The following is a 20,333-nucleotide window of genomic DNA, read 5'->3' as shown; positions in this document are numbered from 1 at the left end:
CCACAGGGGGAATGCACATGATCGGATTGGCCTATGCCGTGTTTCTCGCCTGCTGGGTGTTGCTGGCCTATATCTTCGCCGGCTATCCCCTGCTGGTCTGGCTGCAGGCGCGCCTGTGGCCGCGTCCCGTCCACAAGCAGGCGATCAGGCCCACCGTCTCGGTCATCATCGCGGTACGCGACGGCGCCCGCTTCATCCAGGGCAAGCTGTCCAACCTGGGCACGCTGAACTATCCGCGCGAGCGGATCGAGATCATCGTCGCCTGTGACGGCTGCACCGATGCCACCGCCAGCCTCGCCCGCCATTTCGGCGATCCGCGCGTGCGCATACTCGATTTCAAGCGGCACCGCGGCAAGGCCGCCTGCCTCAACGACGCGGTCGCCATCGCCAGGGGCGAGGTATTGCTGATGACCGACGTGCGCCAGAAGCTCGCCCCGGTGGCGCTGCGCGAGCTGGTCGCCAACCTGGCCGATCCCTCGGTCGGCGCGGCCGGCGGCGAACTGCTGCTGGCCGATGCGGAAACCGGCTTCGCGCACAGCGTCGACGCCTATTGGCGCTACGAGAAGCTGATCCGCCACTCGGAAAGCCTGTCCGGCTCCACCATCGGCGTCAGCGGCGCCCTGTATGCGATGCGCTGCGAGCTTTACCGGCCCCTGCCGCAAGGCACCGTGCTCGATGACGTGCTGGTGCCGATGCGCGTGATCGCCGCCGGCAAGCGCGTGGTGTTCGAGCCGCGCGCGCTGGCCTGGGACCGGGTGACCCAGGCGCCGGCCGAGGAGCGCGTGCGCAAGATCCGCACGCTGGCCGGCAACTGCCAGCTGATCCAGCTGGCGCCATGGCTGCTGTGGCCGGGCCGCAACCCGGCCTGGTTCCGCTTCGCCAGCCACAAGCTGCTGCGCCTGGCCGCGCCCTGGCTGCTGCTGGCGCTGTCGCTGACCTCCACCTACCTGGCCACCGTGCACCTTGCCTGTGCCGCGACCTTCGCGCTGCTGCTGGCGGGCGGCGCCCTGGTGCTGGCCGGGCGCATGCAGCCGGTGGTGGCGCGCTGGCTGCCGGTACGGCTGGCGGTGGCGTTCTTCTACCTGAATCTGTTCGCGGCCCAGGCCCTGCTGGCCTTCGCCCGCAACCGGGGACTGCAGCTATGGTGATGGAAGACATCGGCACGCACGTGGGGTTGCGGGGCCAGCTGGGCCAGCTGTGCTACCGCAGCGGCCTGCTGCATTCGCTGCAGCGGATGCGCTCGTGGTGGCGGCGGGAGCTGCGCGTGCTGGCTTACCACCGCGTGATGCCGCTGCCCGATCCCGCCAGCTACGAGTTCGACCTGGAGCTGATCAGCGCCACGCCGGAAGGCTTCCGCGCGCAGATGCAGCTGGTGAAGGAGCGCTACCGCCCGATGCGCCTGGGCGACGTGGCCGCCGCGATCAACGCCGGCCAGGATCTGCCCAACGATGCGGTGGTGGTCACCTTCGACGACGGCTACGACGACAACTACCGCATCGCCTTCCCGATCCTGCGTGAGCTGGGCGTGCCGGCCACCTTCTTCGTCTCCACCGGGCACATCGACAGCGGGCGGCCCTACGGCTACGACTGGCTGGTGCACATGATCCTGCTCAGCCCGGCCCGGCGGCTGCAGCTGCCGGAACTGGGCATCGACCTGCCGATGCCGGCGGACCGAGCCGCGCGCCGCGCGCTGGCCGGCCACGTGCTGAACCAGATGAAGGAGACCGACGCGCTGGTGCAGACGGCGATGACCCGCCGCCTGGAGCAGGAATGGAACATGCCCGGCGACACCGCGCCGCCCGACTGCCGGCCGATGAGCTGGGAGCAGGTGCGCGAGATGCATGCGGCCGGCTTCGAGTTCGGCTCGCACGGCGTGCACCACCGCATGCTGTCCAAGCTGCCGCAGGCCGAGATGGAGTTCGAGATACGCCACTCGCGCGACACGCTCCGCCGCGAGCTGGGCGAAGCGCCACGGCACCTTTCCTACCCGGTGGGCGGCCAGCGCGCCTATGACGAACGGGTGATGGCGGCCACCCGCGAGGCGGGCTACGCCCTGGCCTGCAGCTACCTGCCCGGCACCAATCCGCAGCCGGCCGCCAACCGCTACGAACTGTTCCGGCTGGCGGTGGAGCGCAACATGGGCACGGGCTGGTTCGCCGCCATGCTCACCCTGCCCCGGCTGATGAGCTATCCGCCGGCCCACGCCGACGCGGCGAAGGAAGCGGCGGCATGGTCCCACTGATCCTGCTCTACCTGGTGCTGACCATCGTGCGGCCGCAGGACTACCTGCCCGCCCTGGCCGGCGTGCCGGTGCTGCCGGTGGTGCTGGTGCTGGCCTTCCTGGCCTGGGCGGGTTCGCGCGCGCGCACCTTCGCCGCGCCGCAGTTCGCGATACTGCCGGCCTTCCTGCTGGTGCTGATGATCTCGCAGGCCACCAACGGCTGGGTCGGCGGCATGCTCGACCAGTTGGGCAAGTTCGGGCCGACGGTGATCGCGTTCTTCATCCTGGCCGCGGCCTGCACCACGCGCGCCCACGCCATCGCCACCATGAGGGTGATCGCGCTGTGCGCCTTCGTGCTGGCCCTGCACGGCGTGGGCCAGGCCCGCAGCGGCATCGGCTGGACCGGCGTGCCGGTGGGCGAGGACGGGCGCATCCAGTACGTGGGCATCTTCAACGATCCCAACGACCTGGGCCTGCTGTTCGTCACCGCCCTGCCGATGGCCGTCTATCTCGCCCACCGCGCGGGCGTCCTGGGCAAGCTGTTCTGGCATGCCGGCGCGCTGCTGCTGCTGTACGGCATCTACCTGACCAATTCGCGCGGCGCCCTGCTGGCCGTGCTGCTGGTGGCCGGCGCCTATGTCTGGTACCGCCGCGGCGCGCTCGTCGCGGGCATGCTGGGTGCGGCGGGGCTGGCAGCGATGAAGCTGCTTTCCTCGCGCATGCAGGAGCTGGACGCGGGCGAGGAATCGGCCAACGGCCGCGTGGATGCCTGGTATTCGGGCCTGCACATGTTCATGTCCCACCCGCTGTTCGGCGTGGGCGCGGGCAACTTCACCGAGTACAACGACCTCACCGCGCACAACTCCTTCGTGCTGGTGCTGGCCGAGGCCGGCTTCGTGGGTTACGTGCTGTGGCTCGCCTTTGTCGGCTATAGCTTCTGGATGATGTTCGCGGTGCTGCGCTACCAGCCAAAGTCCGGGGACGCGGAACTCCTGGCCACGGCACGGGAGGAACGCACGCTGGGCCTGGCCCTGCTGCTGTCGCTGTGCGGCATGTTCGCCGCGGCGTTCTTCCTGAGCCGCAGCTACATGATCGTGCTGTACCTGGTCCTGGCCATGGTGACGGGCTACTACGTGGGCGCGCAGCGGCGCCTGCCGGGGCTGCGCATGTTCACCCTGTCCGATGGCGGCTGGCGCTGGGTGCCCGCGGCGATGGGCAGCATCGCCGGGTTGTACGTGCTGGTGGCCGTGCTGTTGCGCACGGCCGGCTGAATCCGTCCGAGGAAACGAGGCATGAGCGGTTGGTACGAGACGGCATTCCGGCGGGTGCTCTTTCCCGCCTACGAAACGGGGCTGCGGCGTCGCGATACGCTGTCCTGGCTGGATCGGTACGAGCGCGACCAGTGGCTGTCGCCGGGCGAGCTGGCGCAGCTGCAGTGGACCCGGCTCAAGCAGCTGCTGGAACACTGCCATCGCGAGGTGCCCTACTACCGGCGGCAATGGCGCGAGCTGGGCATCACCCCGCGCGACATCCGCAGCCTGGACGACTACGCCAAGCTGCCCGTGCTGACCAAGGCCGACATCCGCGCCCACTTCGAGGAACTGAAGGCGGACTCGCTGCGCGACCGCCTGCTGTACAAGGCGACCGGCGGCTCCACCGGCGAGCCGATGCGCTTCGGCTACACCCGCGAGAGCAACGGGCGCCGCCAGGCGGTGATGTGGCGCGGCTACGCCTGGGCCGGCGCCCCGCTGGGCAGCCGCAGCCTGATGCTGTGGGGCGCGGGCGTCGGCTCGCCGGCGTGGCGGCAGCGCCTCAAGGACCGCGTCTACAACGCCGCCTTCGCCCGGCACATCGTCAACAGCTTCCACATGACCGAGGCCAACATGGCCGGCTATGCCGACGCGATCGACCGCTACAGGCCCTCGGTCATCGTCGGCTACGTCACGCCGCTGGTGCAGCTCGCCCAATGGATGCTGGCCACGGGCCGCCGCGTGCACCGGCCGCGCAGCATCGTCGGCGCCGCCGAGGCGCTGCACGCGTTCCAGCGCGAGCTGGTCGAGAAGGCCTTCGAGTGCCCCGTCTACAACACCTACGGCTGCCGCGAATTCATGCTGGTCGCCTCCGAGTGCGAGCATCGCCAGGGCCTGCACGTGAACGCCGACCACCTGGTGGTGGAGCTGCTCGGCGCGACAGGCGGCCAGGCGCCGGGCGCCGCCCGCGAGATCGCGATCACCGACCTTTCCAACTACGGCATGCCGTTCATCCGCTACGTGAACGGCGACCTCGCCACGGCGGCGCCCTCCGCCGGAGCCTGCCCCTGCGGCCGCGGCCTGCCGCTGCTGGAGCGCGTGGACGGGCGCGTGCTGGACGCCATCCGCACGCCGGACGGCCACGTGCTGCCCGGCGAATTCTTCCCCCACATGCTCAAGGACGTGCCGGGCGTCACGCGCTTCCAGCTGGTGCAGCGCGAACGCGACCGCCTGGACCTGTCCATCGTGCGTGGCGAGGGCTTCGACGACGGCGCCCTCGCCTACATCCGGCGCGAGACCGCCAAGGTGGTGGGCGACAGCGTGGCGCTGCATTGCCATTTCGTCGACGACATTCCGCTGACGCGCAGCGGCAAGCTGCGCGTCACGCTGTCCGAGCTGGCGCCATGAACATCACCCACGTGGTGGAGAACCTCAACCGCGGCGGCCTCGAACGCATGGTGATCGAGCTGGTGAAGCTGCAGCACCGCCAGGGCCACCGCTGCCAGGTGGTGTGCCTGTTCGAGCCCGGCTCGCAGGCGCACGAGCTCGACGCGCTGGGCATTCCCGTCACCGGCTGCCACAAGCGCCGCGGGCTGGACCTGCGCGCGCTGGCGCGGGCGCGCCAGCTGATCCGCCGGCACGACACCGAGGTGCTGCACACCCACAACGCCGTGGCGCACTACCTGGGCGTGCTGGCCAGCACGCGGCTGGGCGTGCGGCGGGTCATCAACACGCGCCATGGCATGAGCCTCAACCAGCGCGCCCGCCGCGAGTGGCTGTACCGCCGCGCCCTGGCCTGCACCGACACCGTAGTCACCGTGTGCGAGGCCGCGCGGCGTGACGCCATCAAGCTCGGCCTGCTGCCCTGGCCCAAGACCCGGGTGGTGCCCAACGGCATCGCGCTGGACGGCTTCGCGCCCGCCTCGCCCGCCATGCGCGGCCAGTTGCACCGGATGCTGGGGCTGGCGCCGGAGCGCATGCTGATCGGCAACGTGGGCCGGCTCAACTGGGCCAAGGACCAGGTGGGGCTGATCCGCGCCTTCGGCCGGCTGCACGCGCAGCGCCCCGATGCCGCCCTGGTGCTGATCGGCGACGGCGAGCTGCGCGCCGAGCTGCAGCGCGAGGCCACGCGCGAAGGCGTGGGCGACAGCGTGTTCCTGCTCGGCGACCGCACCGACGTGCACGAGCTGCTGCAGGGCCTGGACCTGTTCGTGCTGTCCTCGCTGAGCGAGGGCTATTCCATCGCCCTGCTGGAGGCCTGCGCGGTGGCGCTGCCCATCGTGGCCACCGACGTGGGCGGCAACGCCGAGATCGTGCACGACCGGCATACCGGCCGGCTGGTGCCGCCGGGCGATCCGCCGGCGCTGGCCGAGGCCATGCTCGCCCTGCTGCGCGAGCCCCAGTGCGCCTCGGCGTGCGGGCGCGCGGCGCGCGCCTGGGTGGAGCAGCACGGTTCGCTGGAAACCATGGCAGGGCGCTACGCCCTGCTCTACCACGGCGTGACGGACCGCTCCCCATGCGACTACGCCTACTGATCGTCACCAACCTGTTTCCCACGCCCTGGGATCCGCAGCGCGGCGCCTTCAACCGCCAGCAGTTCGAGCAGCTGGGCCAGCACCACGACGTGGACGTGCTGACCGCGGTGAGCTTCGCCGAGCGCAAGGGCGAGCCCGTGGCGCCGGTCGCGGTGAAGGGGCTGCGCACCGACGAGTTCGTGTTCTATTACCCGCCGCGCATCGGCCGCTCGCTGCACGCGCTGTGCTTCCTGCTCTCGCTGTGGTGGCAGCGCGGCCGCCGGCTGCGCGCCGCCGGCTACGACTGCGTGCTGGCCAGCTGGGGCTACCCCGACGCGGTGGCCGCGGGCTGGCTGGCGCGGCGCCTGCGCATTCCCTACGTGGTGAAGGTGCACGGCAGCGACCTCAACGTGCAGGCGGAACGCGCGCTGCAACGGCCACAGATCCGCGCCGCCCTGCGCGGCGCCCGTGCCGTGGTGGCGGTGAGCCGCGCATTGGCCGGCAAGGCCATCGGCCTGGGCGTGCCCGCCGCGCGGGTGCACGTGCTCTACAACGGCGTGGACCCGGCGCTGTTCCACCCCGGCGACCGCGCGCGGGCACGGGCGAAGCTGTCGCTGCCGAGCGGCGCGCCGCTGATTCTCTACGTTGGCAACCTCAAGGCGAGCAAGGGCTGCGACGACCTGCTGGAAGCCTTTCCCGCCGTGCTCGATGCGCAACCGGGCGCACACCTGGTGTTCGTCGGCGACGGGCCCAGCGGCATGCCGCTGCGCGAGCGCGCCGCCGCGCTCGGCTGCCTCCACCGGGTGAGCTGGGCGGGCAAGGTGGCGCACGGCCAGCTGGCCGGCTGGTTCCGTGCGGCGGACCTGCTGTGCCTGCCCAGCCACAACGAGGGCGTGCCCAACGTGGTGCTGGAGGCGATGGCCTGCGGCACGCCGGTGGTGGCCAGCCGCGTCGGCGGGATTCCCGAGGTAGTGCCTGGGGACGCGGGCATCCTGGTGCCGCCGCGCGACCGGGCCGCGCTGTCCGCCGCCCTGGTCGAGGCGACGCGCCGCCCCTGGGACGGCACGCGCATCGCGGCGCATGCGGCCCGCTTCCGCTGGGACGACAACATCGCCGCGCTCGACGCCATCCTGCGCGAAAGCGTCGTGCGCGCGGCGGATTCGCTGGGAGCCACCGCATGAGGCTGCGCCCGAGAAAGCAGCAGTTGCTCGGCCTGCTGCCGCCCAGCCTGGTGCAGACGCATGGCCCGCGCGCGGACAACGCGGTCTACCTCAGCTTCGACGACGGCCCGCATCCCGAGCACACGCCGCGCCTGCTCGACCTGCTCGCCGCACAACGCGTGCGCGCCAGCTTCTTCCTGGTCGGCCGCCACGCGGAACGGCATCCCGCGCTGGCGGAGCGCATCGTGGCCGAGGGCCACATGATCGGCAACCATTCCTATACCCATGCCTCGTTCGGGCCCATGCCGCTGCGGCAGCAGGTCGGCGAGTTCGACCGCACCGACGAGGTGCTGCGCGCCTTCGACCAGCGTTCCCGCCACCGCGTGCGCCCGCCCCAGGGCCACCTGTCGCCCGCGCTGCTGCTGCACTGCGCGGGCCGCCGGCGCAGCATCGTCTACTGGTCGTACGACAGCCTGGACTACCAGCGCGATTCCAGCGAAGCCTTGCGCGAGCGGCTGCGCGCGGCGCCGCCGCGGGCCGGCGACATCGTGCTGATGCACGACGACAGCGACAAGGCCACCGAGGCGCTCGCCGCCCTGCTGCCGGCATGGCGGCAACGCGGCTACCAGTTCCTACCACTGCCGGCGGACGGCGCATGAGGATTCTCTACCACCACCGTACCCAGGGACGGCACGTCGAGGGCGTGCACATCCGCGGGATCGTGCACGCCTTGCGCGAACTCGGCCATGAGGTCAGCGTGATCTCCTTCCCCGGCGCCGATCCCGAGCGCGAACCCGCCCCGGCGGCCAGCGCCAAGCATGGGCGCCTGCACAACCTGATCGCGCGCATGCCCGGCGTGCTGTTCGAGTTGCTGGAGCTGGCCTACAACCTGGTCACCCTGGCGCGGCTGTCGTCGGCGATCCGCCGGCTGCGCCCGCAGCTCATCTACGAGCGCTATTCGCTGTTCCTGTTCGCCACCGTCTGGCTGGCGCGCCGGCACGGCATCCCGCTGGTGCTGGAGATCAACGATTCGGCGCTGGTGCGGCGGGTGCGCCCGCTCTACCTGAAACCGCTGGCGCGCCGCATCGAAGGCTGGTGCCTGCGCCGCGCCACCGGGCTGGTGTTCATCTCCAGCTATTTCCGCGACCAGGCCGAGGCCGCCCATGGCGCCATCGCGCCCTCGGTGATCTCGCCCAACGCGGCGGACCTGTCGCGCTTCGATCCCCGCCGCTTCGACCGCGAGCGCCTGCGCGCGCAACATGGCCTGGCCGGGCGCGTGGTCTGCGGCCATATCGGCGTGTTCGCCCACTGGCATGGCGTGGACGGTTTCGTCGACGCCATCGCCGAACGCCTGCGCGAGCAGCCCCGGCTGGCCCTGGTGCTGGTAGGCGACGGCGTCACCCTGCCCGCCGTGCGTACACAGGTGGAGGCGCGTGGGCTGGGCGAGCGCGTGCTGCTGCCGGGCCGTGTGCCGCACGAGGAGATTCCTGCCTGGATCGCCTGCATGGACTACGCCGTGTTGCCCGATTCCAACCTGTATGGCTCGCCGATGAAGCTGTTCGAACTGATGGCGATGGGCGTGGCCGTGGTGGCGCCCGACTATGCCCCGGTGGCGGAAGTGATCGCCGATGGCCGCACCGGCTGGCTGTTCCCGCACGGCGACGCCGCCGCCTGCGTGCGGCGCGTGCTCGACCTGGCCGAGTGCGACGAGGAACGCCAGCGCATCGGCCGGGCCGCGCGCCACTACGTTATGCGCGAGCGCCAGTGGCGCAACAACGCCGAGCAGTTGCTGAGCCTAGTGCCCATGCAAGGGGAGGCGCCATGCCTGGCCTGCTGATCCTGCTTGCCGTCGCGGCGGTGGCCTGCGCGCTCGCGGTGCTGGTGCTGGCCATCCGCGCCCGCCACATGCAGATCTGGCTGGGCAGCTACCTGCGTCGCCGACGGCCCCGGCCGACAGGCCAGGTCCACGTGATGTTCTGCTTCGTCGACCATTTCGAGCCGGCCTGGGGCGGCGCCGACCTGGCGACCCAGCGGCGGCGGGTGGACCGCTGGTGCCGCGACTACCGCGCGCTGGCATCCGCCCATCGTGACGCGGACGGACGCCCGCCGCAGCACACCTTCTTCTATCCCGAGGAGGAATACCGGGAGGAACACCTGGACCCGCTCGCCTCGCTGTGCGCCGACGGCTATGGCGAAATCGAGGTGCACCTGCACCATGACAACGATACCGAGGACAATTTCCGCGCCACCATCGCCCGCTTCAACGAGGTACTCCACCAGCGCCATGGCGCGTTGCCGCGCGACCCTGCCAGCGGGCGGCTGCGTTTCGGCTTCATCCACGGCAACTGGTGCCTGGACAACTCGCGTCCGGACGGACGCTGGTGCGGCCTCAACAACGAACTGGTGCTGCTGCGGGAATTGGGCTGCTATGCCGACTTCACCCTGCCCTCCGCGCCCAGCGACACCCAGACGCGCACCGTCAACGCCATCTACTACGCCACCGACGACCCGTCGCGCCCCAAGTCGCACGACACCGGCGTGCCGGTGCGCGTGGGCGGCCGGCCCAGCGGCGACCTGATGATCGTGCAGGGACCGCTGGGACTGAACTGGCGCGAACGCCGCTTCGGCCTGGTGCCGCGCATCGAGAACGCCGACGTGCGCCGCGCCTGCCCGCCCACGCCGGCCCGCGTGGACGCGTGGGTGCGCACCGGCATCCACGTCGAGGGGCGGCCGGAGTGGATCTTCGTCAAGGTGCATACGCACGGCACCCAGGAACGCGACATGGACACGCTGCTGGGCGCGCCCATGCACGCCATGCACGAGCACCTGGAGCGCGCCTACAACGACGGCAAGCGCTACGTGCTGCACTACGTGACCGCGCGCGAGATGTACAACATCATCAAGGCCGCCGAGGCCGGCAAGGACGGCAATCCCCACCAGTGGCGCGACTTCGAGCTGCCGCGACCCACCCACCGGGTCGACACGCCATGCGTACCGTGCTGATCTGCCACGCCGCCGACGCCTTCGACCGCGAGGGCCTGGCGGCGTGGCTGGCCTCGTTCTCCGAACTGGCCGGCCTGGTGGTGCTCGACGAGACGCCCGCCCAGCGGCACGCCCGCGTCCGCCGCGAGATCCGCCGCGTGGGCTGGCTGCGCTTCCTGGACGTGCTGGCCATGCGCGCCTACCAGCGCGTGGCCCAGGCCGGCCACGACCGCGCCTGGATGGATACCGCGCTGGCCACGCTGCGCCATCGCCATGGCGCGCCGCCGCGCGTGCCGGAACTCACCGTCGCGGACGTCAACGACGAGGCGGTCGCCCGCTTCCTGCGCGATGCGCGAGCCGACCTGGTGGTCGCGCGCTGCAAGCAATTGCTGAAGAAGCGGCTGATCGCGCTGCCTCGCGCGGGCTGCGTCGTGTTCCATCCCGGCATCTGCCCGGAATACCGCAACGCGCACGGCTGCTTCTGGGCGCTGGCGCGGCGCGACCTCGGCCGCGTGGGCATGACCCTGCTGAAGATCGACGCCGGCGTCGATACCGGCCCGGTGTACGGCTATTACAGCTATGCCTTCGACGAGCGTCGCGAGTCCTACGTGGTGATCCAGTACCGCGTGGTGCTGGAGAACCTCGACGCGCTGGCGGCGCGGCTGGGCGAGATCGCCGCGGGCACCGCGCGGCCGCTGGACACGCGCGGCCGCGCCAGCGGCAGCTGGGGCCAGCCATGGCTCACCCGCTACCTGGGCTGGCGCCTCGCCGTGGCGAAGGCGGACGCGCGATGAACCACGCGGCCCTGATGTACCACGACGTGGTCACGCGCGGACGCGAGGATGCGAGCGGCTTTCCCGGCGCGGCGGCGGCGCACTACAAGCTGGACGAAGCGGCCTTCGCACGGCACGTGCGGACGCTGGCCGGCAGCGGCCTGCGCTTTCCCGCCGTCACGGCGCCACCCGGCGCGGCCGCCTGCTACCTGACCTTCGACGACGGCGGCCGCAGCGCCGCCGGGATCGCCGACGCCCTGGACGTCCATGGCATGGTCGGCCATTTCCTGGTCACCACCGGCCGCATCGCCACGCCGGGCTTCCTCGACGCCGCGGCGATCCGCCGCCTGGCGGTCGGCGGCCACGTCGTCGGCAGCCATTCCCACACGCACCCGGCCGAGATCTCGCGCCTGCCGGCGGCGGCGCTCGATGCCGAATGGCGGCTCAGCGTCGACCGGCTGCAGCAGATCCTGGGTCGCGAGGTCACGGTGGCCTCGGTGCCCGGCGGCTTCTACTCGCATGCCGTCGCACGCGCCGCCGCCGCCGCCGGCATCCGCTGGCTGTTCACCTCCGAGCCGACGATGCGCCCGCACGCGGTGGATGGCTGCCGCATGCTGGGCCGCTACACGCTGTGGCGCGGCATGTCCGCCACGGATGCGCTGGCGCTGGCGCTGGGCAGGGCCGCCCTGCGGCAACGCCAGTGGCTGGGCTGGAACCTCAAGAAGCCGCTCAAGCGCTGCGCCCGTCCCGTCTACCAACGGGTACGCCGCCGCTGGCTGGGCGAAGCCTGATGGCCATCTCCGTCCGCATCCTCATCCGCCTACCGGCGCCCTCTCCCGGAGGAGGACCGCATTTGCTTTTCCTACGGATTACCGCCGAGTCTCGGCCGAGATACGTAGGGTGCCTGGCGGTCCAGTGTTTCATCCATCGCGCCAGGGAGATGGCCAGCTGATGCTCGGCGCTGATCGGGCTGCGTACAGGGGAAGGTTGGGAGGGATAGCCAGGATGACACCGAGACTTGAACAGGCTCTTAGAGGGGCCGTGATCAAGAGGGGGATGATGTACCGGCGCTAGGCCGTTTCCGCCACCTTACGCTGCCGCATGCGGTGCAGCTGGCGATAGATGCCGCGCAGCGGCGCCAGCATGCCGAACCTCGCCCTCGGCACGCCACCGCGCACGAGGTAGAGCGATCCGCACGGCGCCTGCCGGTCGGCCAGCACGCGCTTGTACTGGTTGTCGCCGTAGCCGAAGTCGATGGTCTCGCCGGGAAAACGCGCCAGCACGTCCTGCACGGCCTGGAACACCAGGGACGAGCCCACGCCCAGCGCGGCGAACGCCTCGTCGTAGCCGGTGTCGTCGAGCAGGTAGCGGCCGCCCAGCCGGTAGCCGTGCACGTAGGCGACGGGCTGTTCGCCCAGCATGAGCATATGCCCCAGCAGGTGGCCGTCCCCGGCCAGCCGGCGGAACAGCGCCAGCCGTGCCGGCGCCTCCCAGTCGATCGGCGTGTCGGCGGCATGCCAGCTGCGCGCGTACAGCCGGTTCATCAGGCCACCGTATTCATCCATCTCTTCGGATGCCTCGAACACTCGCAGGCGCGCCTGCTCGCCCAGCTTCTTGTAGACGTTGCGCAGCCGGCGCGAGAGGTCGTTGCGCTTCTTGGAACCCAACGAGGCGAGATAGCCGGCCAGCGAGGCCTGCGGACCGATGCTCCAGTTCACCTGGTCGAGCAGGTTCGACGCCACCCGGCTGAAGCGCCGCTCGCCCACCGACATCGCCGCGGCCAGCGTGTTCGGCAATATCGTTTCCTGGATGCGCACGACGCGCACCGCGCGGTCGCGCAGCAGCGAATCGGCCACTTGCCGCTCGACCAGGCCGCGGTAGGCCGGGAGGGCGACCACGCCCTCTCCCAGCAGGCGCAGCACGCGCCCGCGATAGATCTGCAGATGGCGCCCGCCGAGGGGAACGCGCGCATGGTGCACATAGCCCAGCATCGGCGCATAGCCGACCAGCCGGCCCTGCCCGTTGCGCACCACCACCAGGTAGGGCGACATGATCTCGCTGCGCCACGCCACTTCGAACAGCAGCCAGTCGGGATGCTGCACCACGCCACCGGCGGCCCCCGGCACGCCGGCCAGGCTCGCCAGTTCGTCGCGCAATGCGCGTATCGCCGCAACGTCGCGCAGCGTGGTGCAGCCCAGCGGTTCCGGCGTCGGCATCATGGCAGCGGGTTCACCCGGGGACCCTGCAGGCCGCCCAGCCCGCGCAGCAGCAGGCGGCCCGGCGGCCCGAGGCGGTTGGCGAGGCTGGCCAGCAGCCGGTAGTCGTCCTCGCCCCAGTAGCGCACCAGCACGCTGGCCGGCACGTAGATGCCGACGAAGGCCACGGCGCCGGCGAGGAATCCCCACAGGCTGGGCACGGACGCGGTGACCAGCCAGGCCACCGCGGTCGCCACGGCACCCACGCCGAACAGGCGGGCCATGGCCGCCAGCGGCAGGCTGCCGGTGGTGGCGCGGCGCAGGTAGAACACCGCCAGCGCCAGTTCCGACAGGCGCGTCGCGGCATAGGCCAGCACGGCGCCCAGCAGTCCCAGCCAGGGCACCAGCGCGATGCCGGCCAGCGCGTTCACGCCCAGCGAGATCACCGTGATGCGGATGCGGTCATCCTGCCGGTCCACCACGGTCTGGTAGGCGGCGATGCCGTTGCCGATCAGCAGCAGGCCGGCCAACGCCAGCATCGCCTCGATGGCGGGTATCGCCTCGGTATAGCGGTGCCCGTACAGCAGCGTGACGATATCGGGCGTGGTGACGAAGCCCAGCCCCGCGATCACCAGTCCCACCGCCCAGTAGAACCGCGTCGCCTCGCCCAGGAAGCGCACGGCATGGTCGTTCCCACGCTCGCCGAAGGACTTGGCCATGTAGGGCAGCAGCGTGGAGGTCAGCCCCACCGAGAACAATTGCACGGCGCCGCGCGTCAGCGTGCCGGCGATGGCGAAGAAACCCACCGCGGTCGAGGTGGCGAAGGTGTTGAGCAGGAACACCTCGATGGTGCCCGTCTTGAACGACATCACCAGGATCAGCACGGCGGTCAGCCGCAGGTGGCGGTTCAGGCGCGACTGCAACTCGCCCGGCACCGGGCCTGGCGCGATGGGCCGGCAGTAATGCCGGTACGCCACCCGGTTGATCAGGTTAAGCAGCAGGCAGGCCACCGCGAAAAGGCCGACGAAGGCCAGCAGGCCGGCCTTGGCCAGGGTCGCCGCCACCACCAGGGCCAGGCCGATGACGCCGGCGAGCACGGTGGCGATCGCTTCCGTCTCGAAGCGCTCCTGCCCCTTGGCGATGGCCACCCACATGGCGTAGTTCGCCTTGCCGACCGTGGCCACCACCACCAGCGCCGCGGCCGGCAACAGGGCGTCGTGCCATTCCGCCGGCCGTATCGCCGCCAGCGCCACCACGAACAGCAGCACCACCGCCGCGCTGCTCAGGTGCTGCAGGCGATTGAGCCGGTAGGCGATGTGCGCGGCGATGCCGGCCTGGCCGGCGCCGTCCGCCTCGGCGATGAACTTGGTCGAGGAGGTGGTCAGCGCATGGTTGCTGCATACGATCAGCCAGCCGCACAGCCACACGGTGAACGCGTAGCGGCCGAAATCGGCGGGGCCCAGCGCGCGCGCGATCCACACGCTGACGAACAGGCCGAGCGCGAATTCCACGTAGCTGGAGACCGACACGATGGTGACGCTGCGCAGCACGTCCAGCCGGCGGTTCGACGGGCGCGCTGCCATCACGGGCCTCCCCGCCGCGCCAGCAGCGCGGTGCCGCTGCCGGGTGGCTGTCGGATCATCCACTGCACCACCCCGCTGCCCCGGTTGTTCCAGTTGAAGCGCCGCTTGGTGTCGTCGATGGCCGCGCACGCGGTGTTGTACGACGAGGCCAACCGGTCGAGCCGACGCTTGTAGGCCGCGATCCGCGCCGGGTCCGTCTCGAAGTAGTAGGCCGCCGCCACCGGCAGGGCCAGTTCCACGTTGTGCCCGTCGCTGTACCAGCCCTCGGATTCCTGGATGGCCTCGAGCGCCGCCTGCGGCGCGTGGACCGACGACCAGTACCAGGCGATCTGGCCATCGGGTCCCGAGCAGTTGTTGCGCCAGTCGTGCGGCTGCACCAGCAGCTCGGGGCCGATCCAGCCGTAGCGCTCCAGGTAGCGGCCGAAGCCCGTGACCATGTCGGGGATGCGCCGGTCGCCGGTCACCAGCCAGGCATGCCACAGCCCGTCGATGATGTTCTCGCTCATCCACGGCGAGGTGCCGCGCACGTCGGCCTGCGGTTTCCAGTCGTCGCCCTCGTGGAGGTTCCAGCTGTTGCGCCAGGAACCGTCGTCGCCGAGATGATCGGGGTTGTTGCGCTGGTGCTCGTAGAGCCAGCCGAGCCGCTCGTCGATCATGGCCAGCGCTCGCTTGCTGCCGGTGAGCTCGTACGCGCTCACCGTCTCGACCAGGCCGAGGCCGGCCAGGCGTTCGGTGAAATACGCCTGCGGCTGCGCATAGGGTCCGGGCGGGCGGTTCCAGCCGCCGTTGGACCACAGCGTCAGCATCTTGTCGACCAACGCCTCGTCGTGGTCGCCGTCGTTGCCGGCCAGGGCCACCGATAGCAGGATCGGTTCGATGTAGACGTACTTGACGTCGCACACCTTGTCGTCGAAGGTCCAGCCGCCGGCGCACACGGGGCTCTCCGGCGCGCCGTCGCGCTTGATGTACTTCATGTAGAAGCGGTAGCTGAGGTCGGCCGCCTGCAGGTAGTCGAAGCGGCCGGTGCGCAGGTAGGCCTTGTACAGCGCGGTCGGGCGATCGAACAGCCAGGCGGAGTAGTCGTCCACCGGCAATGCGCGCGCCCACTCGAACTGGCGCGACACGTACCTGGCATAGGCCTCGTTGGGCGAGGCCGGCTGCTGCGGCCCGGCGATCAACGAGGCGCACAGCCATTCGCTGGTCAGCGTGCCCAGCGCCATCGGCACGCGCAAGCCATCGGGCCCGTCCACCAGTCCCGTCTCGTAGGGCCAGCCGGCGATCTCCTCCCTGCGCGGCTTGCCCACGGCGAAATAGAACGTCTCCTCCCCGCCCGCCAGCGCGGCGCGGAACTGCACGCGCACCGCGCGGATGCTGCCGTCCTTGAAATGCCAGCGCAGCATCACCTTCACCGCCGAAGCCACCTCGTTGCCCTTGGCGTCGAGGATGCGCAGCTGCTGTGGGTCATCGAGCACGCCGGGCGGGAACGGGATGCCCACCGAGGCCAGCACCGGGGAACCGCTGCCCGCGTTGCGGTGGAGCACGATGCGCTGGGCCGCCACCAGCGCCGCCTCCGACGCGGCCACGCCAGAACCCGCCTTGGCCTGCGCCACGGAACCGGTCGCCGCCTTCCTCCCCGCGTGGCCCGCCGCCAGCGCCGTGCCGGCAAGGCACAGCAGGCACAGGGCGAGCAGCCAGCCTCGCCAGGGGCGCGTGCTAGCCGGCATGGGCCGCCTGCCGCGCCAGCTTCTGCTCCCAGCGGAAAGCCGTGCGCACGATGAAGTCCAGGTCGTCGTAGCGCGGATGCCAGTCGAGCGCGTGCTGCAGCCGCTGGCTGCGCGCGATGAGCATGGCCAGGTCGCCGGCCCGCCGCGGCCGCTCGATCACGTTCAGCGGGCGGCCGCTCACCCGCGTCACCGCGTCGATCACCTCGCGCACGCTGTAGCCGTGGCCATAGCCGCAGTTGAGGGTGAGCGATTTGCCGCCGTCGCGCAGGTGGTCCAGCGCGCGCAGGTGCGCCGCGGCCAGGTCCTCCACGTGGATGTAGTCGCGGATGCCGGTGCCGTCGGGCGTGTCGTAGTCGGTGCCGTAGATGCAGAGGCTGTCGCACTTGCCCACCGCATGCTCGCAGGCCGCCTTGATCAGCAGCGTGGCGTGCGGCGCGGAGTGGCCGATCCGCCCCTGCGGATCGCACCCGGCCACGTTGAAATAGCGCAGGATCACGTGGCGCATGCCGCTGGCGGCGCTGACGTCGCGCAGGATGTTCTCCGACATCAGCTTGGACATGCCGTACGGGTTCGCCGGGCGTGTCGGCGTGTCCTCGTCGGCGACGCCGCCTTCGGTCATGCCGTACACCGCGGCGGTCGAGGAAAAGATGAAATGGCTCACTCCCGCCTCGGCGCATGCGGCCAGCAGGTTGCAGGTATTGCAGGTGTTGTTGCCGTAGTACTTCACCGGGTCGCTGACCGACTCGGGCACCACCGTGTGCGCGGCGAAGTGCATCACCGTGTCCACCGCATGCTCGGCCAGCACCCTGGCCACCAGGGCGCGGTCGCCCATGTTGCCGACCACCAGCCCGGCGCCCCGCACCGCCTCGGGGAAACCCGAGGACAGGTTGTCCAGCACCACCACGCGCTCGCCGCGCCCGGCCAGTTGCTGCACGACGTGGCTGCCGATGTAGCCGGCCCCGCCGGTCACGAGAACTCCATTCATGATGCACCTGCATGGACTGTGGGGAAATTGCGGCGCAGCCAGGCCTCGACCTGGCCGACCAGCCAGCGGCGGTCGCAGCCCAGCGCGTAGGTGTGATCGGTCTGGCTGGCGTAATGCGCGGTCACCGCCGGGTCTGCCATCACCGCGCCGAAGCATTCGCGGAACTGGCGGCGGTGGTTGAAGTACATGTTGATGCCGCCGCTGTAGACCAGGCACAGCTTGAGCCCGCGCGCCACCATGCCTTCAAGGTCCGCGCGCACCACCGCCTGCGGCAGCGGCGCCACGCTGAAGGCTGGCGCCTCGCCGGCGGCCGCCTGCTTCGCCTTGCGCGCCAGCCAGCGCGACCAGCGGCGCATATCGAGCAGGCGCGGCAGGTAGTGCCGCAGGCGGAAGCCGAGGGTGCGGTAGGCGAAGCCGTCCAGAAACACGGCGCCGAGCAGCTTCTCGTGGCTGTCGTCGGCGCGCGCCACGGTGTGCGCGTTCTCCGCGCCCGAGCACAGGCCGACCAGTACGAAGCGGCGGCACCCGGCGTGCTCGCGCAGCAGCGCCATGGCGTCGTCCACGTCCGCCCGTACCTGCTGTGTGCGCGATTGCGATTGCCCGCTGGCGCCGCTGTCGCCGATGGTGGAGAGGTCGAAGCGCAGCGTGGGATAGCCGCACGCGTTGAGCCGGCGCGCCAGCTCCACGTGCAGGCGGAACGGCCCGACCCGGTGCACCAGCCCCGCGTTGAGCAGGATCACGCCCACCCCGCCACGCCCGATGTCGGGCGTCCCCACGATGCCCACCAGGTGCCGCGCGCGGCCAAAGCGGAAAGCCTGCTCAGGCATACGCGTGCTCCTTCCAGTGGTCGCTCACCGCCTGCACCAGCGCGTGCGAGAGAATGGCCGTCTCCAGCCGCTCCAGGTCATCCCAGGGCGTGGTCGCGTCCAGGCGCCGGATGCGCGCCGGATCGGCCACCACGCCCAGCCAGTCATGCGGCGGTTTCGCCGCCAGCGAATCCAGCAGCAGCGACGGCGCGGCGCTCCAGCCCGCGTGCAGGCCGCCGATCTGCCCGCGCAGGAGCGGGCTGACGGCGAATCCCGTCCATTGCCCTTGCGCATCCGCCCACGCCCGCGGCCGGATGAAGCGCCGGGTATCCAGGCGCATGGCGTCCTGCAGGGCATCCTGCGCGGCCACGTAGGCGCTGCCGTCGATCACCGGGTCCCATACCACGATGTCGTCGAAGCGGGCCGCCGCGCCCACCGCGAGGGCGATGCTGCCGCCGAGCCGGGCGCCGAAGGCCAGCACGCGTTCGGCGCCGCTGCGCCGGCGCAGCTCGCCGGCCGCAGCCAAGGTGTCGGAGAGGCAGCGCCGCCAATCGACCTGCGTGCTGTCGCCGGCGGAATCGCCGCAGCCGTAGTAGTCGAAGCGCAGCACCGGCATGCCCTGGGCCGCCAGCGCGGTGGCCAGCTGGCGGTACAGGCGATGGCAGCGGATGTAGTCCTGCCCGAGCGGCGCGCACAGCAGCACCGCCCTTCCCCCGCGCACGGCGGCGGCGTGATGGATGCCGAACAACTCGCCATCGCGCCCGAAGAAGAATGGCTGCTCGCTATCGACGTGTGTCATCGCTTGTACGTCACGGTGAGGAAGATTTCGTTCTCGTGGTACGACTGGCCCGCCGTATTGCTGCTCTGCGTCTGCCGCGCGAACGAGGCGCTCCAACTCCAATGCGAGGTGAACTGGTGGTTGAAGGCGAGGCCGTAGCGATAGGTCCGGTCGCGACGGCTGATGGTGTCGTAGGTGGTCCGGTCGGCCGTGCCGAACACCGACACCGACTTGTCGGGCGTCAGCCGGTAGCTGGCGGTCGCGCCCACGCCTCGGCTGGCCTGGTTGAACGTGACATCGTTGACGTAGTCCAGCTTGCTGTAGGCCGGCGACACCGAAAAGGAAAAGCGCTGGCCCTGGAAGCTGTACGCGGCCGACAGCTGGCGCTCCTTGTAGACGTCCGAACTGATGACCACGTTGCCGACGCCGATGCCGCCGCGCACCGTATCGGCGGCCAGCGTCACCGGCTGCAGCGGCACCAGCTCGCCGCCAATGCTGATGTTGGTCGGCTGCAGCATGTCCTGCGCCGCGTCGGAGTACTGGTAGACGCCGTCGACCGTGATGGTGCTGCGCGGCGACAGGCGCCACCCCAGGGTCAGGCGCGCCAGCGGCCCGGATTGCGACGCGCCCTGGGTGAAGTCGATGTTCGACCAGCCCAGCGAGGCATCGATGTCCAGCTTCGCCAGCCGGCTGGTGTAGCGCCCGTACAGTGCATAGCTGGTGTAATTGGAGCCGGCGGTGCTGCTGCTGAAGGCGACGCGCTCGAGCTCCATGTTGGCGGAAAGCTGGTCGGTGGGACTGAGGTCGCGGAACACGCGCAGCGCGCCGGCCCCGCGCGAGGAGTTGAACTGGTCCACGCGGGAGGCGTAGCTGTTGATGTACTTGAGCTCGGCATCGCCGCTCATGCCCGCGCCCAGCAGGAAGTGCAGCGTCGGCCCGACCGCCAGCACGTTGGTCTGCTGCTGGTTGCCCGGCGCATTGGAGGCCAGCGAGTTCACCGGTGCCACGCCCGCGGCATCCTGCATGGTGACGTCCAGCCGCTGCGGAATGGCCGACCAGTTCGCCTGGCCGTTGATCTCGGCCACCGTCTGGTTGCCGAGGACGCTGCTGGAATAGTCGCGATATTCCAGGTTGCCCGCGACGTTCGCCTGGAACACCGACCCCTGCCTGGCGTAGCTGAAATTCACGCCCGGCGCGATCACGTTGGTGCTGATCGGGTTGGTGGTGGTCAGCGCCGCGTTGTCGCTGTGCTCCCCGCTCAGGTAGGCCGACCAGTCGAACTGGTCGGCCCATGCGCCGCCCGAGCAGACCGCCAGGGCTAACGCGACGGAACGAGCGAGTATGGTGCGTGCTGCCATGTTCC

The 20,333-nt window shown here is 70.7% G+C and carries 18 protein-coding genes; 11 read left to right on the top strand and 7 right to left on the bottom strand.

The window, feature by feature from the left end:
- Positions 1 to 17: 17 nt before the first annotated feature.
- From MJ605_RS08450 to MJ605_RS08400, 11 genes are read left to right on the top strand one after another with little or no spacing between them, the layout of a single operon-like run.
- Positions 18 to 1,148, top strand: coding sequence for a glycosyltransferase family 2 protein (locus MJ605_RS08450; protein WP_243040997.1), 1,131 nt, complete (start codon positions 18 to 20; stop codon positions 1,146 to 1,148).
- Entirely contained in the window at positions 1,142 to 2,242 is a 1,101-nt protein-coding gene (locus tag MJ605_RS08445; protein ID WP_243040996.1) for a polysaccharide deacetylase family protein, read from the top strand. Before MJ605_RS08450 ends, MJ605_RS08445 begins: the two co-directional genes overlap by 7 nt.
- On the top strand, positions 2,230 to 3,492 hold the full coding sequence (locus tag MJ605_RS08440; RefSeq protein WP_243040995.1) for an O-antigen ligase family protein: 1,263 nt from the start codon (positions 2,230 to 2,232) through the stop codon (positions 3,490 to 3,492). The genes MJ605_RS08445 and MJ605_RS08440 overlap by 13 nt, the downstream gene beginning before the upstream one ends.
- A gap of 21 nt (positions 3,493 to 3,513) precedes the next feature.
- Complete coding sequence (locus tag MJ605_RS08435) at positions 3,514 to 4,878, top strand: phenylacetate--CoA ligase family protein (RefSeq protein WP_243040994.1); 1,365 nt, start codon at positions 3,514 to 3,516, stop codon at positions 4,876 to 4,878.
- Positions 4,875 to 6,005 (top strand): glycosyltransferase, encoded by a 1,131-nt coding sequence (locus tag MJ605_RS08430; protein ID WP_243040993.1) that lies wholly within the window; start codon positions 4,875 to 4,877, stop codon positions 6,003 to 6,005. Before MJ605_RS08435 ends, MJ605_RS08430 begins: the two co-directional genes overlap by 4 nt.
- Complete coding sequence (locus tag MJ605_RS08425) at positions 5,987 to 7,165, top strand: glycosyltransferase family 4 protein (RefSeq protein ID WP_243040992.1); 1,179 nt, start codon at positions 5,987 to 5,989, stop codon at positions 7,163 to 7,165. Before MJ605_RS08430 ends, MJ605_RS08425 begins: the two co-directional genes overlap by 19 nt.
- Entirely contained in the window at positions 7,162 to 7,803 is a 642-nt protein-coding gene (locus MJ605_RS08420; RefSeq protein WP_243040991.1) for a polysaccharide deacetylase family protein, read from the top strand. The genes MJ605_RS08425 and MJ605_RS08420 overlap by 4 nt, the downstream gene beginning before the upstream one ends.
- The gene (locus MJ605_RS08415) at positions 7,800 to 8,981 is read left to right on the top strand and encodes a glycosyltransferase family 4 protein (RefSeq protein WP_243040990.1); all 1,182 of its coding nucleotides are present in this window, start codon (positions 7,800 to 7,802) and stop codon (positions 8,979 to 8,981) included. Before MJ605_RS08420 ends, MJ605_RS08415 begins: the two co-directional genes overlap by 4 nt.
- Positions 8,966 to 10,147 (top strand): hypothetical protein, encoded by a 1,182-nt coding sequence (locus MJ605_RS08410; protein ID WP_243040989.1) that lies wholly within the window; start codon positions 8,966 to 8,968, stop codon positions 10,145 to 10,147. The genes MJ605_RS08415 and MJ605_RS08410 overlap by 16 nt, the downstream gene beginning before the upstream one ends.
- The gene (locus MJ605_RS08405; protein ID WP_243040988.1) at positions 10,132 to 10,920 is read left to right on the top strand and encodes a formyltransferase family protein; all 789 of its coding nucleotides are present in this window, start codon (positions 10,132 to 10,134) and stop codon (positions 10,918 to 10,920) included. The genes MJ605_RS08410 and MJ605_RS08405 overlap by 16 nt, the downstream gene beginning before the upstream one ends.
- Positions 10,917 to 11,690, top strand: coding sequence for a polysaccharide deacetylase family protein (locus MJ605_RS08400; protein ID WP_243040987.1), 774 nt, complete (start codon positions 10,917 to 10,919; stop codon positions 11,688 to 11,690). The genes MJ605_RS08405 and MJ605_RS08400 overlap by 4 nt, the downstream gene beginning before the upstream one ends.
- Positions 11,691 to 11,969: 279 nt before the next feature.
- On the opposite strand, the gene MJ605_RS08395 is transcribed toward MJ605_RS08400, so the two are convergent.
- From MJ605_RS08395 to MJ605_RS08365, 7 genes are read right to left on the bottom strand one after another with little or no spacing between them, the layout of a single operon-like run.
- On the bottom strand, positions 11,970 to 13,118 hold the full coding sequence (locus MJ605_RS08395) for a GNAT family N-acetyltransferase (protein WP_243040986.1): 1,149 nt from the start codon (positions 13,116 to 13,118) through the stop codon (positions 11,970 to 11,972).
- On the bottom strand, positions 13,115 to 14,677 hold the full coding sequence (locus MJ605_RS08390) for an oligosaccharide flippase family protein (RefSeq protein WP_243040985.1): 1,563 nt from the start codon (positions 14,675 to 14,677) through the stop codon (positions 13,115 to 13,117). Before MJ605_RS08390 ends, MJ605_RS08395 begins: the two co-directional genes overlap by 4 nt.
- Complete coding sequence (locus MJ605_RS08385) at positions 14,677 to 16,401, bottom strand: hypothetical protein (RefSeq protein ID WP_243040984.1); 1,725 nt, start codon at positions 16,399 to 16,401, stop codon at positions 14,677 to 14,679. Before MJ605_RS08385 ends, MJ605_RS08390 begins: the two co-directional genes overlap by 1 nt.
- On the bottom strand, positions 16,391 to 17,386 hold the full coding sequence (gene galE / locus MJ605_RS08380) for a UDP-glucose 4-epimerase GalE (protein WP_243040983.1): 996 nt from the start codon (positions 17,384 to 17,386) through the stop codon (positions 16,391 to 16,393). The genes MJ605_RS08385 and galE overlap by 11 nt, the downstream gene beginning before the upstream one ends.
- Positions 17,383 to 18,213, bottom strand: coding sequence for an alpha/beta hydrolase family protein (locus MJ605_RS08375; RefSeq protein ID WP_243040982.1), 831 nt, complete (start codon positions 18,211 to 18,213; stop codon positions 17,383 to 17,385). The genes galE and MJ605_RS08375 overlap by 4 nt, the downstream gene beginning before the upstream one ends.
- Positions 18,206 to 18,991 carry an alpha/beta fold hydrolase gene (locus tag MJ605_RS08370; protein ID WP_243040981.1) on the bottom strand — a complete coding sequence of 262 codons (786 nt, stop codon included), beginning with the start codon at positions 18,989 to 18,991 and terminating at the stop codon, positions 18,206 to 18,208. The genes MJ605_RS08375 and MJ605_RS08370 overlap by 8 nt, the downstream gene beginning before the upstream one ends.
- Positions 18,988 to 20,328 carry a porin family protein gene (locus MJ605_RS08365; RefSeq protein WP_243040980.1) on the bottom strand — a complete coding sequence of 447 codons (1,341 nt, stop codon included), beginning with the start codon at positions 20,326 to 20,328 and terminating at the stop codon, positions 18,988 to 18,990. The genes MJ605_RS08370 and MJ605_RS08365 overlap by 4 nt, the downstream gene beginning before the upstream one ends.
- Positions 20,329 to 20,333: the final 5 nt, after the last annotated feature.

This window comes from Dyella sedimenti, assembly GCF_022760995.1.
GTDB lineage: Bacteria > Pseudomonadota > Gammaproteobacteria > Xanthomonadales > Rhodanobacteraceae > Dyella > Dyella sedimenti.
Note: the sequence above shows the minus strand (reverse complement) of the source record. Positions and strands in the feature narration are given on the sequence as shown.

Coding starts and splice junctions, on each gene's coding strand:
- MJ605_RS08450 (WP_243040997.1), top strand. CDS start 18: ATGATCGGATTGGCCTATGCCGTGTTTCTCGCCTGCTGGGTGTTGCTG.
- MJ605_RS08445 (WP_243040996.1), top strand. CDS start 1,142: ATGGTGATGGAAGACATCGGCACGCACGTGGGGTTGCGGGGCCAGCTG.
- MJ605_RS08440 (WP_243040995.1), top strand. CDS start 2,230: ATGGTCCCACTGATCCTGCTCTACCTGGTGCTGACCATCGTGCGGCCG.
- MJ605_RS08435 (WP_243040994.1), top strand. CDS start 3,514: ATGAGCGGTTGGTACGAGACGGCATTCCGGCGGGTGCTCTTTCCCGCC.
- MJ605_RS08430 (WP_243040993.1), top strand. CDS start 4,875: ATGAACATCACCCACGTGGTGGAGAACCTCAACCGCGGCGGCCTCGAA.
- MJ605_RS08425 (WP_243040992.1), top strand. CDS start 5,987: ATGCGACTACGCCTACTGATCGTCACCAACCTGTTTCCCACGCCCTGG.
- MJ605_RS08420 (WP_243040991.1), top strand. CDS start 7,162: ATGAGGCTGCGCCCGAGAAAGCAGCAGTTGCTCGGCCTGCTGCCGCCC.
- MJ605_RS08415 (WP_243040990.1), top strand. CDS start 7,800: ATGAGGATTCTCTACCACCACCGTACCCAGGGACGGCACGTCGAGGGC.
- MJ605_RS08410 (WP_243040989.1), top strand. CDS start 8,966: ATGCCTGGCCTGCTGATCCTGCTTGCCGTCGCGGCGGTGGCCTGCGCG.
- MJ605_RS08405 (WP_243040988.1), top strand. CDS start 10,132: ATGCGTACCGTGCTGATCTGCCACGCCGCCGACGCCTTCGACCGCGAG.
- MJ605_RS08400 (WP_243040987.1), top strand. CDS start 10,917: ATGAACCACGCGGCCCTGATGTACCACGACGTGGTCACGCGCGGACGC.
- MJ605_RS08395 (WP_243040986.1), bottom strand. CDS start 13,118: ATGATGCCGACGCCGGAACCGCTGGGCTGCACCACGCTGCGCGACGTT.
- MJ605_RS08390 (WP_243040985.1), bottom strand. CDS start 14,677: ATGGCAGCGCGCCCGTCGAACCGCCGGCTGGACGTGCTGCGCAGCGTC.
- MJ605_RS08385 (WP_243040984.1), bottom strand. CDS start 16,401: ATGCCGGCTAGCACGCGCCCCTGGCGAGGCTGGCTGCTCGCCCTGTGC.
- galE (WP_243040983.1), bottom strand. CDS start 17,386: ATGAATGGAGTTCTCGTGACCGGCGGGGCCGGCTACATCGGCAGCCAC.
- MJ605_RS08375 (WP_243040982.1), bottom strand. CDS start 18,213: ATGCCTGAGCAGGCTTTCCGCTTTGGCCGCGCGCGGCACCTGGTGGGC.
- MJ605_RS08370 (WP_243040981.1), bottom strand. CDS start 18,991: ATGACACACGTCGATAGCGAGCAGCCATTCTTCTTCGGGCGCGATGGC.
- MJ605_RS08365 (WP_243040980.1), bottom strand. CDS start 20,328: ATGGCAGCACGCACCATACTCGCTCGTTCCGTCGCGTTAGCCCTGGCG.